The following is a 17,930-nucleotide window of genomic DNA, read 5'->3' as shown; positions in this document are numbered from 1 at the left end:
CATGTTCGATAAGGCGCGAGCTTTGAACCCCTCCTTAGAGGATCTGTCCTTCGTGTTCACCACCGACGTCGTGCGGATACAGCAGTCATTAGGCCGATCCGCGTTCGGCGAGCTAATACATCTCCGTTGCCGTTCCCTAGTCCACCACCTCGCGACTGTCGTTAGCGGTGAGCTCGCCCGACTGCGACTCTACTGGGGATACGACCCGCCGCGTCGGATCGTCGTGGAAGGATTAGCACGTGCGGTTTGCCGGGGTGAAAACGGGAGGCGACAGTGTTTCATGCAACCCAACAGTGAGCGATGGCACGTCGTCACCGAATCGGAGCATCCTCATGAGCAAGAGGGGCTCGAACATATTCGCGAACTTCTTCCTGACCGCAGCCCCTTCCACGCGTGGAGCAACTTCGAGTTCGTCGACAGCAACGGCACCTGGTCTGAAGTCGACCTTCTCGTTCTAGGGGAGGGCGCGCTTTACCTCGTCGAGCTAAAGCATTATCAGGGTGCCATCAGCGGCAACGCCTACCGCTGGCAACTGGCTCACCGTTCGGAAGACTCACCGCTCAAGAAGACCGCGATGAAGGCACGGCGTCTTGCCGGGGCGCTGAAGAATGCCGCGGTCAACGCGGGGCTGGACGCGCGCACCATCCCGTTCGTGAAGCCTGCGGTCTTCCTTCATGCTCACACGACGCGATGCCTACTCTCGGGCGCCGATAAGAATGACCTCTACGGCCTCGACGGCCGCGAGCAGCAGACAAGTCTGCCGGGCATCGCTGAGCTGCTTCTCGAACCGCCGCGGCGAGAAGCCGTCAACGAGCGAGACTTCCTACGCGCAGTTGACCAAGCGGGATTCGCTCTTCGGCGCGAACGAGAGGTCGGTTCTTGGCGACTGATCGGCCAAGCGCTCGACGAAGATGACGACTGGCAGGACTGGCCCGCCGAACATCGCGTGACCCGCAAGCTCGCTCGAATTCGCTTCTTTACTTCTCCTCAGGGTGCATCAACGGCACAAATAGCGGGCGCGCGGCGGCTCGCCGAGCGGGAGTATGGGCTGACTTCCCGATTACATCATCCGGGCATCCTGGCACCGCAGGACATCGTTGAGGACGAGCTGGGTAGTGGCCTCGTCTTCCCGTATGACCCCGATGACCAGCGGCTTGATCTCTGGCTCGCGGACAACGGAGAGAAGCTCGACCTTCGAGCACATGTGGCTCTTGTACGCCAGCTCGCTGAATCGGTCCAGTACGCCCACAGCAACGGCATTGTCCACCGGGGCCTAAACCCATCAGCCGTCGTAGTCCACGCCGATAGCCCGCCGCGGACACTTATAGGTGGGTGGAGTGTTGCCGGCGCCGCCGAGGGCGCCAGCCCTAGCGTGATTGAGACCCAAGGAAATGCGACCCGCATCTTTGGTCTGCTCGAAGCACGAAAACACGGCGAAGCGAACCGAGTGGCCGGGGCTTACGTGGCACCCGAAGGACAGTGGCGACCCGATGCTAACCGGTCCCGCCTCGATGTCTTCGCACTTGGCGCACTGACCTATCTACTGATCGCGGGCCACGATCCAGCGACGAGCGCAGTAGAGCTAAAGCAGAGGCTAGAGCGCGAGCACGGGCTGGATCTCGCCGCAGATCTTCCGCAAGTTCCTGAGGCACTTCGCGAGCTCGTGCTCGCGGCTACAAATCCGGTGGTAAGCGACCGGCTTCGCGATGCCAACACCTTCCTGGAGATGTTGAGTCGCGTCGAGCGTGAATTGGGAAGCAGCAACGGGGACACGGACATCGACCCGCTCGACGCTCCACCCGGCACTTTGATCGGTGGCAGGTTTGAGCTGGTACGACGACTCGGTTCCGGTTCAACGGCTGTTGGACTCCTGGTGCGAGACGCCGAAGCAGATGGGGAAGCGCGCGTCCTCAAAGTTGCTATAGACGATAACGCCGCCAAGCGACTCGACGCAGAAGTCGAGGTGCTGGCCGCTCTGACCGGTCGCAAGCACCCGCGCATCGTTCGCATTATCGAGACGGTGCCCATCAGAGTTGGAGACCGGAATGCGCTCCTCCTTGAGTCCGCGGGAGAAGAAACCCTCGCTGAAGTACTACGCGACCGCAGGCGGCTTTCGCTGGATCTTCTTGACCGGTGGGGTACCGATCTTCTGGAAGCGCTAGTAATGCTAGACGAGGCTGGCGTCGACCACCGCGACATCAAGCCGTCGAACTTGGGAGTCCGTGAACAGAGGAGTGACCGCGCCAAGCACCTGGTCCTCTTTGACTTCTCTCTCGCAAAGGCCAGCGCAGCCACGATCAGCGCTGGCACCCCTCCCTACCTCGACCCATTCCTGGGTTGTGGCACGCGACTACATTGGGACTCCGCCGCAGAGCGATACGCCGCTGCCGTGACCCTGTTTGAAATGGCTACCGGGCACGCCCCGGTCTACGGCGACGGCGAGACTGCTCCTCAGTTCGTCGAGCGCGCCACGATCGAGCCTGGTGACTTCGACCCAGCTATCGCCGACGCAATGGTCCGATTCTTCGAGAAGGCACTGGCCAAGGACATCAAGCGCCGCCATGACACCGCATCCGACATGCTGTCGGAGTGGCGGAGTTCTCTCGCAGGATCGGTCGCGACCACGCCGGCGGATGCCGACGAAGCCGCGGAACGAGCAACTCCAGAGACTCCTCTGCCAGAGTCGGGTCTCACACCACGCGCACTAAGCGCACTCGAACCATTCCGACTTAAGACGGTTGGTGACCTCGCGGCTCTCGACACAAGCAGACTGAGTAGATTCACGGGGATCGTTGATTCAACCAAGCGAGAAATCCGCGGCCGGGCTAAGCAATGGCGGCAGATGTTCGGAAGCCAATTGCTCCCCAGCCCGGCGCCCCCGGACGACATCAACCCCGCCGACCCGTTCACATCGCCCCAGAAGGCTGCGGCTCTGCTCGTCGAATCCGCGGGATCACCCCGGGCTCAGGCGAGGCGAACTGCCGCCGCGGTACTGCTCGGCTTGGAAGGTGATGTGGCGCCGTTTGCAGTCCTTGCCGATCACGCAAATGCTCTCGGGCTTGGCGGGCAGGCACAAGCTTCGATGGCACTCGCTAGCCTCCGCGATGCCTGGGCAAAGTCGCCGCAAGCCGCGGGTTTACTTGACGGCGTTTTCGATCGCGTCGCCGGAGTCCTGGAAGGCCTCGATGGTGCCGCTTGGACGGAGTCGATTGTGGATGCGCTTGCGCCGACGAGCGCGGCCGCATCGGACCGACGACTTATCGCCGGTATGGTTCGCGCAGCCCTGGACCGGGCTGAGGATAAGGCCAAGGGCGCGGAGGAAGAGTCACCAATTGCCCGCCGTCGGCGTCGGAAAGACAGTCGACTGTTGCTTGCACGGACTGCGGACGTCGCCGATGTGGCCCAAACTCTAGGTGCTCGCGCAACCCAGCTCGTGAATGAGTCTGCGGACGCCGGCGAGTTCGTCGTGCCTCGTGGCAGGTCGATCCCAGCGTTGCGCCAAATCTGGACTAATAGTGTTCCCTCGCTGGACGACACCCGGCTTGTACGCCTAGCTGCGCGCCTTGCCGATGGTGTGGCGGCCTCTGCAAGCGGAGAGCTCTACTCAAAGAGCATGCCGGTCGTGGATGCAGTACGCCTTGCGCTCGGTTCGACAATGCCTTCACAGCGCTTCTCCGTTAATGCGGTCAAGCGGCTCGTTCAGGTTCGTTTCCCTGGAGTGGCCGACGTGCCTGGCAGGCCTGCCCTCGACCAGCTCCTAGCAGATGCGGGCACTGGACTCACTTGGGACGGTGATTCCTACTCGGTGCCGTCATTGCATTCAGACACGACGTTCCTGACGCAAACGTCTTTGCCTGCAATCCCGATCCGCAAGGTTGATAGCTTCAGTCACCCGACCAGTAGGCTTCTGCGCGAGAGTATGTCCGCTCGTTCGTTCCTCGTGCTGGGTGCCCCCGCGAAGCAGGCTGCATGGATTGCTGCCGGGCTTGTTACAGCCTTCAGCGCTTCTGAGGTCAATATCACGGATGTGCTACTTGAGTTACTTAAGAAGAGCTCAGAGAAGGCTGGCGTGCCATGGGACGCAGTACTCGCGGCGGATGCCGCAGCTAAGGAATCGGTCGACGCCAGGGGCTTGAGTGCGCTTGTCGAGCAGAGCATACCGGGCGTCGAGACCGCCATCGCCAACGCACTCTCCAACGCGGCTGGCGTAGACCGCCCGGTGGTGATCACCGAGGCTGCGCCCTTGGCACGCTACGGACACATGTCAGTGCTGAGCAAGCTTGCCGACATAACCACCAGGCGAGATCAAGCGATTTGGCTAGTGGTGCCTGAAGAGGGAGGCGGTGGACCGCTTCTTGACCGAATTCCTATACCACTGACTTACGCATCGCAGTTTGTACGCGTTGACGATTTGTTCGTCGCAGCTGAAGGGGAAGTTCGATGAGCGCTCGTGAGACGTTGACCTCTGAGCTGCGCGCCGAGGTGCTGCGGCTCGAGGACGACCTTCGTGCGCGAGTCTCCGCCCTACCAGAAGTTCAGCAGGAGTGGCGGTCCGAGTACACGGCGGCGCGAGCGGCTGAGCGAACGGCGGCTGCTTGGGAAACCTGGGTCGACGAACGCGTCACCCTCGCCGCTGTCGCGTGGGCCCTAACCACCGTCTTCATCCGATTCTGCGAGGACAACGCACTGGTTAAACCGGTTTGGATCAGCGGCCCTCGCAGCCGCGAGGCAATTGAGGCCCAGCAGCAGTTCCTGCGCGAGACTGCTCGCACTAACGCTGACGTCACTGACCGCGAGTGGTTGCTTCAAGCGATTGATTATTTGCGGTCACTTCCAGCCACTGCGGGCCTCGTGGACGAGACATCGCCGATGTGGCTCGTCACGCTTTCAGGTGACGCCGCAAGTAGCCTGCTCAGCTTTTGGCGTGAGCGTGACGAGGGCGGCACCATCGTTCGCGACCTTCGCGACCCGGAACTTGACACGCGATTCCTCGGCGACCTCTACCAAGAGATTTCCGAGGATGCGATGAAGCGATATGCCTTGAGGCAGACACCAATTTTTGTGGAAGAGTTCATCCTCGACCGCACCCTAGAGCCTGCTCTCAACGAGCGACCACTCGAAGGCTTCAAGATGATCGACCCGACATGCGGGTCGGGGCACTTCCTACTCAGCGGCTTCCAGCGCCTCCTTAAACGCTGGCACAAACACTCGCCTGGGATGGATGAAAGAGAGCGAGTCCAATCTGCACTCGACTCGGTGTACGGCGTCGACCTCAATCCCTATGCCGTGGCTATCGCACGATTCCGATTGACCGTGACAGCACTAACGGCATGTAGCTTGAACAATCTGGAGGGTGCTCCGGCCTTCAATTACCACGTCGCTGTGGGCGACTCACTGCTCCACGGATTGGACCAGCATGAGTTGGACCTCGGTTCGCAGTTTTCGGTCGACCAGGTTGCGGCTAACTTTTCGTATGCCACGGAAAACCTTCAGGCCCTCAAGGAAATACTTCGTGACGGAAAGTATGACTGTGTCGTGGGCAACCCACCCTACATTCAGGTGAAAGATCCCGGCTTGAACGAGTTGTACAGGAGCGCGTACCGGCATTGTCGGGGAACCTATGCGCTCACAGTGCCGTTTATGCAAAGATTCTTCTCCCTAGCTAAGTCAACTGACGCCCAATCAGGCTGGGTTGGCCAAATAGTCGGCAACGCATTCATGAAGCAGCAGTTCGGCAAGCCGCTTGTGGAGAAGTACATACCCACTCGAGATTTCAAACTAATCGTTAACCTGGCGGGGGCCTACATTCCGGGGCACGGGACACCGACGGTCATTGTCGTCGGACGCAACCGGAAGCCGACTTCCGAATTAGTGCGCGTCGTTTTAAGCGTCAAAGGTGAGCCGGGAGTCCCGCCAGACCCCGCGCGCGGCCATGTGTGGACAAGCATCGCACAACACGCGGACGAAATCGGTTGGGACGATGAATGGATCACCGTCAGAGATCTTGCGCGTGATCGACTAGGTACGCATCCATGGTCACTGAGTGGCGGTGGTGCGCTCGAGCTCCTCGAGACTCTCGACAAGGGAACACGCGTACTGGACAATTTGATCGCAACGATCGGATATAGCGGACAGACCAACGCCGATCCAGCGTTCGTTGCACCGCGCGACGCGTTCGTTCGTCGTGAGGTTAATCCCGATTGGACTCGCCAATTTGTCCCCGGCGAGGTAATTCGCGACTTCGAGATTCGTGATAGCGACTATGCGATATTCCCATACGCCGGCGGCAAGCTCCGCGACATCGACGAAGACCAAGGAGTCTATCGTTGGTTATGGCCCGTTCGTACCGTCACTTGGAGCAGGGCCACGTTCTCAAAGGTTACGTACAGAGAAGATGGGAGAACGTGGTGGGAGTGGCACCAGATCGCGCTTGATAGGGTTGGTAGACCGTTCTCGCTGGCCTATCCAAATCTCGCCACGCACAATCACTTCGCACTCGATAGAAGAGGCCGCGTCTTCAATCCGCATGCGCCATTTATTCAACTTCGCGCTGACGCATCACTCGAGCAATACCAGCAGTTACTTGCATATCTCAATACGTCAGTCGTGTGCTTCTGGCTGAAGCAGAACAGTCACGACAGAGGGGTAGGCGGTATTGGCGGTGGCATCGGGGACGAGGCATGGGAACCTCGGTACGAGTTAACCGGCACCACGCTGAAGCGATTGCCTATCCCGGCTTCCCTCCCTCGCAGAGGAGAGGTGATCGACAGGCTAGCGGAGGAACTGAAGAACCTTGTACAGACAGCTGTAGAACCAACCAGCACGCCCACGCGGGCAGAGCTCGAGGAGCGCGCCGCAAGATGGAAGCAAACGCTGGAACAGCTCGTCTTCGAGCAAGAGGAGCTTGACTGGGAGGCGTATTCACTCTGGGGACTGGTCGATGAAGATCTCACATATCGAGAGGCAGACAGTCCAACCATTGTTCCGGGGCAACGCGCCTTTGAAATCGTTCTCGCGCGCCGCATAAGGGATGGCGATGAGGAGTCTGCTTGGTTCGAACGACACGGATCAAAGCCAACGACCGAACTACCCGACCAGTGGCCGCATGATTACCGCCATCTCGTGGAGCGCCGCATTACCGAGATCGAAACGCATCCATACGTCGGCCTGCTGGAACGACCCGAGAATAAGCGCCGATGGGTTACTGAGCCATGGGCGGAACAAGAGGAGCGCGCCCTTCGCATGTGGCTTCTACGGCGGCTCGAGGAATCCCGATTCTGGTTCGACCCCCAGGGCCGACCGCACCCCAAAACCCTTGCAGTCCTCGCTGATGAAGTCGCCCGCGACCAGGCATTTGCATCGACAGTTGCGTTATGGACGGGACGTCTCGATGTTCCGGTCACTGCCAGCCTCGCGAAGCTCATCGCAAGCGAGTGTGTTCCTTTCCTTGCGGCATACAGATATAAGGAATCTGGCATGCGTAAGCGGACGGCTTGGGAAGCCACGTGGGATATCCAACGCCGCGAGGATGCCGGCCGCTACAAGCCAGCTCCAACGAGCCAGGGGGGCGACGGTCCTGTGCCCGTACCTCCGAGGTATACAAGCGCGGACTTCGCGAAGCCTGAGTATTGGTCGAATCGAGGCAAACTGGACATTCCAAAGGAGCGATTCGTCCTCTATCCCGGCGCGGGCCGTGATGGCGATCAGACGCCTCTTCTCGGATGGGCTGGATGGGATTACGCACAACAATCCCTTGCACTAGCGACGTTGATTCAGTCGGGTGAGGAGCAAGGATGGCCGGATGACCGCCTGATCCCGCTCGTTGCCGGGGTCGCCGAGCTACTTTTTTGGGTCGAACAGTGGCACAGCGAGCCAGATCCGCTGTACGGCGGCAGCAGTCCGGCTGAGTTCTTCTCCGAGTTGCTCGACGGATACATGTTGAAGCTCGGAGCCACCCGCGAGTCACTCGCCCAGTGGCGTCAGCCAGAACCGACGCGAGGTAGGAGGGCAAGGGCGTGACCGAAAGCGTCTTGTTGAGGGATGTCATTTCGATCCCTGAGCGCGCCGGCGCTGAGGACTACGTCCTCAAGCTGACCGAGGGAGTCGGGCAGGGCCGGCTTGACGCGACAATTACCGACTACGTCGTCACGGACGACATCGTGAAGGCGTTCGACGACGCGCTTGATCTCGTTGCAGCGGCACTCGGCGATGGTATGAGTCGAGCGTCTTTCCTCTCCGGATCCTTCGGCTCGGGCAAGAGCCACTTCATGGCGGTGCTTTACGCCCTACTCGGGCACAACCCAACAGTGCGTGCAAAAGCAGAGCTTGCTTCCGTTCTCGCGACTCACGACAGTCAGCTCCAGGATAAGAAGATCCTGCGACTCGCCTTCCACTTCCTCGACGCGCAAAGCATCGAACAATGCCTGCTTGGTGGCTATGTTGCGCAGGTCCGAGCGCTACATCCAGATGCCCTACTCCCTGCGGTGCATAGAAGCGATGAGCTGCTGCTTGATGCGGAACGCATGCGGGCCAATCTGGGTGACGATGCGTTCTTGGCTGGTCTCAACAACGCCGAGAGCGTGGGTGGCGCAGCCGGATCCGTGTGGGGCAAAGTACTCAATGAAGGTAACTGGACCGCCGCCTCGTACGACGCAGCGCGGGCCGCTGCTCCTGGCAGCAGGGAGCGGCAGGCCCTGGCCTCGGCCTTAGTTAAGGCATACTTCACCGCCTTCACCACCGGCGCTGAGTTCGTCGATCTCGATACCGGGCTCGCGGCGATCAGCGACCATGCAAAGTCGCTGGGTTACGACGCGATCGTCATGTTCCTCGATGAGCTAGTGCTATGGCTGGCCTTCCGCGTGCGCGACGCCGAATTCTTCGGAAGGGAGGCACAAAAGGTCACCAAGTTCGTCGAAGCAAACAACATCCGGGCTGTCCCGATCGTGACCTTCGTTGCCCGGCAGCTTGACTTACGTCGTTACTTCTCTGAGTCAGGCGGCGGCGTCGGTGCCGAACAGGACGCTCTCGATGCGGCGTTTCGCCACCAGGAGGGGCGATTTCGGTCAATTGTTCTCGGTGACGACAACCTTCCTTATGTCGCCGAGAAGCGTCTGCTCAAGCCGGTGTCCGATTCCGCCAAGGCTACGCTCGACGAAGCATTCGCGCGCATCGACCGAACACCGGCGGTATGGGACGTTCTTCTCGACGGCGTCGGGACGGAAGTCGGTCAGAGAGGAGCGGATCAGGCGGCCTTCCGCCGGACATACCCGTTCTCCCCAGCCCTCGTCTCGACCTTGCGCACTCTTGCATCGGCGATGCAACGTGACCGCACCGCACTCAAGGTGATGCAGCAGCTACTTGTCGACCAGCGTGATTACTTAACCGTCTCCAATGTCATTCCGGTCGGCGATACGTTCGACTTAGTGGTGCACGGCAACCAAGCTATTACAGCCGACATGCAGGGGCGTTTCCGCAACGCAAAAGAACTGTATGACAACAAATTACGGCCGCTCCTGCTTCGTGAACACGAGCTCAGTGAGGAAGAGGCGCACGCCCTACCACCCGGTCATGCTTTCCGCACAGACGACCGTTTGGTGAAAACGCTCGTATTGTCGGCTGTCGCCTCAGAGGTTTCCGCGCTGAAGGAGCTGACCGCAGGGCGGCTTGCAGCACTCAACCACGGATCGATCGTGAGTCCTCTTCCCGGCCAAGAAGCATCGGTCGTACTCACGAAGTTGAAACGATGGAACGCCGAAATCCCAGAGATCCACATAAGTAGCGACGTCCGCAACCCGATCATCCGTTTGAAGATCTCTGAGGTCGATTACGAGTCAATCGTTGAGAAAGCAAAGGTTGAGGACAGCGACGGTAAACGTCGCCAACTCATCAAAGCTCTTGTCTGGGAAGCTTTCAACTTAGAGCAGCTCGAAGACGACATCACCGGCGTGAACCGCCAGAACCGTGTGTGGCGAGGCTCCCGGCGTGACGTCGAAGTCGTGTTCGGCAACGTTCGCGACCACACCTGGTTGGCCGAGGAGACATTCAAGGCCGGGAGAGATACGTGGCGTTTCGTCGTCGATTATCCTTTCGACGATCAAGGCCACAGTGTGCGCGACGACGACAGACGTGTCGACGACCTTTCTCAGCGCGGGCTCGTGACGAATACGGTTGTGTGGCTTCCGCACTTCATCTCCGCGGAACGCCGCAACGAGCTGGGCAGGCTCGCCATCCTCGACTGGCTCCTCAGCGGGCCAGGTGATCGATGGCAAAACATGTCCAACGACCTGCCAGTCGCCGACCGCCCGCAGGCGAGAAGCATCTTGGAGAACCAGCGAGACGCTCTTCGAGAACGCCTGCGCCGCGTCATTCAAGAGGCGTACGGAGCGGCCAGGCCAACACCAGGAAATCTTGATCTTGACGAAGGCCATGACCGGGTTCTTCGATCCTTGAACCCCGAGTTCAACCCACAAGCACCGGTCGGTCACGACCTGGCCGCAGCGTTTGGCAACCTTGTCGACCAGGTCTTCAGCACGTCGTTCCCCGGGCACCCGAAGTTTGAACCAGCGGACTCGGAGGTGAAGCCGAACGACCTCCAGCGTGCACTCGAAGCCGTGCAGCTGGCTCATCAGGATCCCGACGGACGCGTATTCATCGAGACTGCAAATCGTGAGGGTCTGCGTCGTATCGCAAACCCGCTCGGAATTGGCCACATGGGCGAGACGCACTACCTATTCGGCTCCGACCGATTTACGTGGAGTATGAAGTTCGCGCGTGCGATGGGTTCGGCAGGAATCGACATGAAGGACCCTGTCACCGTCGGAACGCTGCGCCAGTGGATCCGGGAAGATCAGCCCGCGTCCGGTCTACGGCCGGAAGTTGCCGACCTCGTTATATCTGCATGGGCGGTCGAGCAGGGCCGAGCCTGGTATCGCCATGGCTCAACTCTTACACCGGCGCCGCGGCCAGGCCAAATCACCGACGAGATGGAGCTGCGGCCTGAGCCTTTGCCCTCCACAGAAGACTGGCAGGCAGCAGTAAGGCGGGCCGCGGTCCTGCTTGGTGTGACGGGTTCAACCTTCCTCACCGGAGCATCCGTTGGTGAACTGACGGCAGGAATTCGTGAGCGACTCTCGTCTCACAGCACCGCCGCACGCGCTCTCCCAGGAACGCTCGCGAAAGCGTACGAAAAGCTGGGAATTACGGCTGGCGCCAGTGCTTCCGGCCGCTACAGCACCGCGAATGGTGTGGCGACTCTCGTCGCTAACGTCCTCGCCCAAACGGACAATGTTGCCTTGATTAGTACGTTCGCCAACGCGAGTCTTCCTGGTACCGATGAGGCCGCTGCCCGTTCTCTTTCAACGGCCTCCTCCGTGACAGGCAGCCTCGAAGGCTTCAATTGGGATCGACTCAAGCCCTTGCTGGATGCCGAGACGCAGACAGACCTCCGCGGCACTGAGGCGAGAGATTCCCTCGCCCGTCTCCGATCAGCGCTCGTCGCGGATGAGTTAGCCCAATCCATTAGCTCTGCCTTACAACGAGCCGACGACGACGCCTTCGCCTGGCTTGCCTCCGCCGCAACACCGACTCCACCCCCAGGTTCCCAGCCCGCGCCGGCACCTCTTCCGCAGCACACGGCGAGTGGGAAGCGCGAAGTAAGCACAAGAGCCGACATCGTTTGGGTCACGGCCGACATCGAAGCTTTCGTCGAGGAGCACGGAGACCAAAACGTCGTTGTGGAGTGGCGGGTTGAACCGTGACGGTCGCCGTTTCCTCTCACCCGCAGGCGACGCTTCCCGTCGTCCGGTCGTTGCTGGCGAAGGCATCCAGAGACGGCAAGCAGAAGTCCGGCGTGCTCGGGATTCGAGCTAGACCCACTTGGTCTGGGCCCCGGGACTTCGGATATGCCGACTTCAAGGTGCGCGTCCTGCCGTGCGCCTCGGCGTTGGCGGTGCGCGACGCACTCCGGAGTCGTGAAGACGGAACATGGCTTGTCATCATCACCGATCGCGATGAGAGCGATCTGGGAGTAGGAATCACCTCTCATTTGTACGGAGGCGTGCTGCGGAACCCGGACCCCTGGGACGCGGTTCGCGACCAATTTGGCGCCACTCGCATCGACCGTCGACTGGTGATCGATCCACGTGCACGCGACGTTGCCGCGGGCATCTTAGCCGCGCGCGGCGACGCTCCCTGGCCTCCTGCGCGTGCGGGCTTCTTGACCCTCGACCATGTCTGCGCTGTTGTAGCCAACCGGCGCTTAGGGTTTAACGACCTAACCGAAATCGTCGCACCCGAGGAAGTGCTCGCGTGGACAGCCGACTCTGGCCGTGTAGTCCTGCTGAATGAGCTTCGCGATCTCGCTGGGGAGCCACTAGCCGAAACTGTTGTGGCTTGGCTTGCGGCGCGATGCGTGAAGGCAGCACCGCTCGTCGCGTATCTGCTGAACGCCGGCCGAGTCGACGACGTCGTGCCTCTCGGTCTAGCTGGACGGGCTGTTCTCGCCTGTCAGCCCGGCTCCGAGCCATGGGTGCTCTTGCGTGTGCAGCAACTCAATCTCGCCGACGTCACCGTAGAACAGCTTTTGGCGTTCGTTGCGCCCGCCGAGGAGGTCACGAAGGCGCTGCTTGCGCGAGCCGACGACGCAGCTACACGGCAAACGGGTCGCATCCTCGCGCGAGCCGACATCTTGCTCGACGAGCTTCGCGCCGGTTCGGGAGTCGACACGTCGGACTACCTGCGTTCAAGCCTCACATCTCGGCTCGCCGCGCTCGGTGAGGAACTTCGCCGGGCGGTCGCCCGCAGCAGCACAAAGGCACTCGCCGCATCGACGGATGACCCCCTGGTAGAAAGCGAGTGTCTAGCCTCAGTCGAGGCTGCCCTGTCGAAGGTTCAAGAGCACGCCCTCGCGCACCACCGTGATGAGATTCGAGTCGAACGGGGGATCGCGGGAGTGAGGTTGGTCCGTTGGCTAGCAACGGAATCCAGCACAATTAGCGGTTTCGCACCTGCCATGCACCGGCACCGAGACCTTGACGCGTGGGTCGACCGCGCGTACTCCGATGCATGGCGCGGAGTAGACGAAGAATCGTTGTCGCATGGGCTTCGGGCGGTACTTGAGGCAGTCCGGCTGCGTCGCGACAGACACGACAGCGAGTTCGCAGCCACCTTGGCGGTCCAGACAACCGGCAGTCTAAGCCTGCCCGAGGACATCCTCCTCATCGAGGATCTGCTCGCGCACGTTGTCGTCCCGCTGGCCAAGGAACCTCGACCAGTGCTACTTATCGTCGCCGACGGCATGAGCGCCGCAGTCGCCACCGAGATTATCGATGACGTGGAGCGCCGCTACGACACATGGCTTGAGTGCCTTCCCACGGGAAAAGCACGGCGCAGCCTCGTGGTATCAGCGCTTCCGTCGCTGACGCAGACCTCCAGGTGCAGTTTGCTCTCCGGAATGCTTGCATCAGGACAGCAGGACGCTGAGCGCAGTGGTTTTGCGTCGTTCATGCGTGCTCATGGACTGACGAGCGTGTTGTTCCACAAGCTCAGACTCGACACTTCTGGAGCTGGCTTTGCGCTGTCAGCGGACGTCGGCACCGCCGTCGATGACATCGCGGGCACCGGCGTCGTGGCATGTGTCTTAAACACGATCGACGATGCACTCGATCGTTCTGACCCCGGCATCGACTGGACGACAGATGCCGTCTCTCACCTACGGCCCCTCCTGGAACGCGCACGACGAGCCGGTCGAACAGTCGTCCTCACTTCAGATCACGGTCACGTGATCGAACGCCGCGAGGGACGGATGGTCTCGGTCGGACCCGCCTCCAGCAACCGTTCGAGACCGGCGGACGGTGGTCCTGACCCGGAGCTCGGCGAGGTTCGGGTCACTGGAGCTCGCGTGCTGATGCATGACGGTGACGCGGTCTTGGCGGTCGACGAGCGATTGCGATATGGACCGTTAAAGGCCGGCTACCATGGAGGCGCAGCTCCCGCCGAGGTCGTCGTACCGCTGCACGTCCTGACACCCGGCGAACCTCCAACCGGATGGGAACTCGCGACGCCTCAGCAGCCGCTGTGGTGGCACTCGTCAGTCTTGACAGAGTCCATCGAACGCACAGAGGCGCCCCCTTTGCCAGAGCAGCCGTTCCCGAAGACCGAGAGCTTAACGCTCTTCGACGAAGTCGAACAGCCCGCTGCGCAAGACTTGGCAGCGCAAGTCCTTGAGTCTGCAACGTTCGCGGAGCAGCGCAAACGGGCCCCGCGTCTGACATTGACCAATCGGCAGATCAGCTCGCTTCTTCGGCACCTCATGGCAACTCCCGGCAACCGAATCGACCAAGCAACCGCCGCAATCGCTCTCGACATTCCGCTCGTGCGACTGAACGGTGCTCTGCCGATGGCGCAAAGACTGCTCAACGTCGAACAGTATCCAGTTCTTGATCGCGATCCAGACGGTGTGACCATCGTGCTTGACATCGACCTACTCAAAGAACAGTTCGGACTAAGCGGATGAGCCGGGTCGTCAGCGGACGGCGGCGGAGAGAAGTCTTAGACGCTCTACGGCGAGGCACCGTGCCGCACAACGGGCTCGACTTGCTGGCGGTCGGTCTCGACCCGTTCGAGCCGGCCCTCGACTCCGAGCTCGACAACGTCCGATCTGGAGGCGCGGTATTCAAAGCCGTCCGTGGTGAGTACGGCTCAGGCAAGACGTTCTTTTCGCGCTGGCTGGGTGAACGAGCGAAGCGGCTCGGCATGGCTGTCGCCGAGGTACAGATTTCGGAGACGGAGACACCGCTCCACAAACTTGAAACGGTGTACCGCCGCGTCTGTGAGTCACTGGAGACATCAGAATTCCCGCCTTCGGCGTTCCGCCCCATTCTTGATGCGTGGTTGTTCGCCTTGGAGTCGGAAGGCGATTCGGTCGATGCACTTGTCGAGAAGCGACTCGCCGACGTCTCGCGCAGGACCCCCGCGTTCGCATCGGCGCTCCGCGGCTATAGAAACGCACAGCTCGGCGGCGAAGACGCCACCGCCGAAGGCTTGGTGGCCTGGCTCGGTGGCCAGCCGCACGTCACGGCGTCCATTCGCAGGTCGGCCGGTGTCCGCGGAGACCTCGATCATTTCGGCGCAATGGGCTTCCTCCAAGGCCTTTTGACCGTTCTGCGAGACTCGGGGCATCCGGGCCTATTGCTCATCGTTGATGAGGTCGAAACGCTCCAACGGGTTAGGACTGACGTTCGCGAGAAGGCGCTGAACGCACTCCGTCAGCTCATCGACGATGTAGACGGTGGCCGGTTCCCGGGGTTGTACCTCCTCATCACGGGCACCCCCGCATTCTTCGACGGAACCCAGGGCATTCAACGGCTTCCACCATTGGCGCAACGGATGGCGACTGACTTTACGACGGACGCGCGCTTCGACAATCCGCGAGCAGTTCAGATTCGCCTCCCGGGCTTCTCGCAAGAGTTGCTTGAGAAGGTGGGGTCCACTGTGCGCGATTTGTACGCGGACGGAGCCGACTTCAGCGACCGGGTCCGCAAGCTTGTCGACGACGACTACATCGCAATGCTTGCGGCGGCTGTTGCCGGATCTCTAGGAGGTCAGGTGGGCGTCTCCCCACGCGTCTTTCTGAAGAAGCTCGTCGGCGACATACTTGATCGCGTTGACCAGTTTGATGACTTCAACCCAAGGCAGCATTACAAGCTGACGCTGAACCTGAGTGAGCTTAACGACGTAGAGCGAAACGCCGCATCTGGTGCCGCCAGTGTGGACGACATCAAGCTGTGAACGACAGCAATCTGCATCCAGTTGTGCTGCACCACATCGTCAACACGCTCGAGTGGAACGGGCTACGTCCCCTTCAACAGGCAGCGATTGAGCCGATCCTGCACGGTCACGATGCACTTCTACTCGCGCCGACTGCTGGAGGAAAGACCGAAGCCGCTGCGTTCCCGATTCTCACTCGGGCCGCCAATGAGAACTGGTGGGGTCTGTCGGTGCTGTACGTCTGCCCACTTCGCGCGCTCTTGAACAACATTGAACCTCGCCTGCATACCTACGCTGAGTGGGTCGGCCGAAGGGCGCAGCTGTGGCACGGTGACACCGGACAAGGGAAACGACAGAAGATACTTGAGGACCCACCGGACATCCTTCTTACGACGCCCGAGTCTTTAGAAGGAATGTTGGTTTCTACAAAAGTGAATCCACGCGAACACTTCGCCAACTTGAGAGCCATCATTATTGATGAGGTTCACGCGTTCGCCGGAGATGACCGCGGTTGGCACCTACTCGCCGTTCTGGAACGGCTGGAACGGCTTGCAGGACAGCGCATTCAGCGGATCGGATTGTCGGCAACTGTCGGCAACCCTGCTCAGCTCCTGCGCTGGCTCCAGGGATCTGAGGCTGATCAGCGTCCTGCAGATGTCGTCGCGCCGGAGCTGGTTGCGAACTCCGGTCGCCCACCCGGCGATGTAACGCTCGACCATGTTGGCTCAATTCCCAACGCTGCCAAGGTCATTTCGTTGCTCCACGCTGGCGAAAAGAGGCTTGTCTTCTGCGAGTCTCGACGGGAGGTCGAAGAACTCGCGCGCGAATTGCGCGCCCACGAAGTAACGACATTCGTCTCGCACTCGTCTTTGTCAGTCGACGAGCGACGCCGGGCCGAACAGGCGTTTGCGGAAGCGCGCGACTGTGTGATCGTCTCCACATCAACGTTGGAACTGGGCATCGACGTCGGCGATCTCGACCGCGTGATACAGATCAACGCACCAAGCTCGGTCGCATCCTTTCTTCAACGACTCGGGCGCACTGGGCGCCGTCCTGGCACTCTCCGGAACGCACTTTTCCTCACGACCACGTCGGAGGGCCTGCTCCGAGCCGCCGGTGTCTTGCGATTGTGGACCCGTGGCTACGTGGAGCCGGTTCTCGCACCGAGAAGCCCACGACACATTGCGGCGCAGCAGCTGCTCGCCATCTGTCTGCAAGAAAGCCGGGTCGGCTTGAACGTCTGGCGAGAGTGGTGGAACGGTCTGCCGATCTTTGACGAGCACGCTAACCAGATTGTGGCTGGGCTTGTCGAGTCGCTTCACTTGGAATCTGACGCTGGGATGCTATTCATCGGACCAGAGGCAGAACAGCGATTCGGGCGTCGAAATTTCATGGATCTAGTTTCTGTGTTCACCGCCAATCCGGAGTTCACGGTTATCGAGGGACGTCACGAGCTTGGGACCGTCGACCCAATCGTTTTGACGCGAAAGGTTGCGGGTCCACGCATTATCGTGCTGGCTGCACGCTCCTGGCAGGTGACGTACATCGACTGGAAGCGGCGCCGGTGTTACGTCGAGCCGTCGGACATTCCCGCGAGGATGAGATGGGCGGGTGACGCCGGTCCCTTGAGCTTCTCCCTAGTACGCGCCGAGCGGGGTGTTCTGCTCGGTGTTGACCCCGAAGTAACGATCTCCAAGCGCGCGGCCAAAGCGCTGGAGGAGATTAGAGAGAACCACCACATCGAAGTCTCTGCGAATGGCCTCGTCCTGCTGCGCGAAGGTGACGACGTCCACTGGTGGACTTGGGCTGGCGCACGAGCAAATGCCACTCTCATCGCCGGCCTGTCAGGGATCGCCGACGACGCTCAGCGACCAGATAACTTTCGAGTTCGTCTCCGAGGCACCGAGGCAGCAGAGTATCTGCCGGCAGCCCTGAAGGGTCTCGGTTGGGACGAGGTGCTGCCCTTTGTGTCGCCGGCAGCGCTGGCGGGCCTGAAATTTTCGGAGGTGCTGCCTCCGGACCTCGCAGTTGCAACCATTGCGGAGCGCCTCGCCGACCACGATGGAGCGAAAGCGGTCGCCGCGGAGCCGCTCGTCTGGAACGTCGCAACATAGTTAACGACGGAACAGGGCTGCGCGTTCGCGTGATCAATGATTGGCACTGGG

6 protein-coding genes are annotated in these 17,930 nt (G+C 60.8%); all 6 read left to right on the top strand.

All coding sequences use genetic code 11. The annotated features are described in order from the left end of the window. The first annotated feature begins 280 nt into the window (after positions 1 to 280). From pglW to N4S67_RS04270, 6 genes are read left to right on the top strand one after another with little or no spacing between them, the layout of a single operon-like run. Positions 281 to 4,444, top strand: a complete 4,164-nt coding sequence (gene pglW / locus N4S67_RS04295; protein ID WP_260991666.1) for a BREX system serine/threonine kinase PglW — start codon at positions 281 to 283, stop codon at positions 4,442 to 4,444. Beyond that, the gene (gene pglX, locus N4S67_RS04290; protein ID WP_260991665.1) at positions 4,441 to 8,019 is read left to right on the top strand and encodes a BREX-2 system adenine-specific DNA-methyltransferase PglX; all 3,579 of its coding nucleotides are present in this window, start codon (positions 4,441 to 4,443) and stop codon (positions 8,017 to 8,019) included. The genes pglW and pglX overlap by 4 nt, the downstream gene beginning before the upstream one ends. Continuing rightward, positions 8,016 to 11,756, top strand: a complete 3,741-nt coding sequence (locus N4S67_RS04285) for a phage resistance protein (protein ID WP_260991664.1) — start codon at positions 8,016 to 8,018, stop codon at positions 11,754 to 11,756. The genes pglX and N4S67_RS04285 overlap by 4 nt, the downstream gene beginning before the upstream one ends. Continuing rightward, positions 11,753 to 14,512, top strand: a complete 2,760-nt coding sequence (pglZ, locus tag N4S67_RS04280) for a BREX-2 system phosphatase PglZ (protein ID WP_260991663.1) — start codon at positions 11,753 to 11,755, stop codon at positions 14,510 to 14,512. The genes N4S67_RS04285 and pglZ overlap by 4 nt, the downstream gene beginning before the upstream one ends. Next, entirely contained in the window at positions 14,509 to 15,786 is a 1,278-nt protein-coding gene (brxD, locus tag N4S67_RS04275) for a BREX system ATP-binding protein BrxD (RefSeq protein ID WP_260991662.1), read from the top strand. Before pglZ ends, brxD begins: the two co-directional genes overlap by 4 nt. After that, positions 15,783 to 17,879, top strand: coding sequence for a DEAD/DEAH box helicase (locus N4S67_RS04270; protein WP_260991661.1), 2,097 nt, complete (start codon positions 15,783 to 15,785; stop codon positions 17,877 to 17,879). Before brxD ends, N4S67_RS04270 begins: the two co-directional genes overlap by 4 nt. Positions 17,880 to 17,930: the final 51 nt, after the last annotated feature.

The sequence above is a fragment of the Mycobacterium deserti genome, assembly GCF_025345615.1.
Taxonomy (GTDB): domain Bacteria; phylum Actinomycetota; class Actinomycetes; order Mycobacteriales; family Mycobacteriaceae; genus Mycobacterium; species Mycobacterium deserti.
The sequence above is the reverse complement of the archived record's forward strand: the minus strand, read 5'-3'. Positions and strand labels throughout refer to the sequence as shown.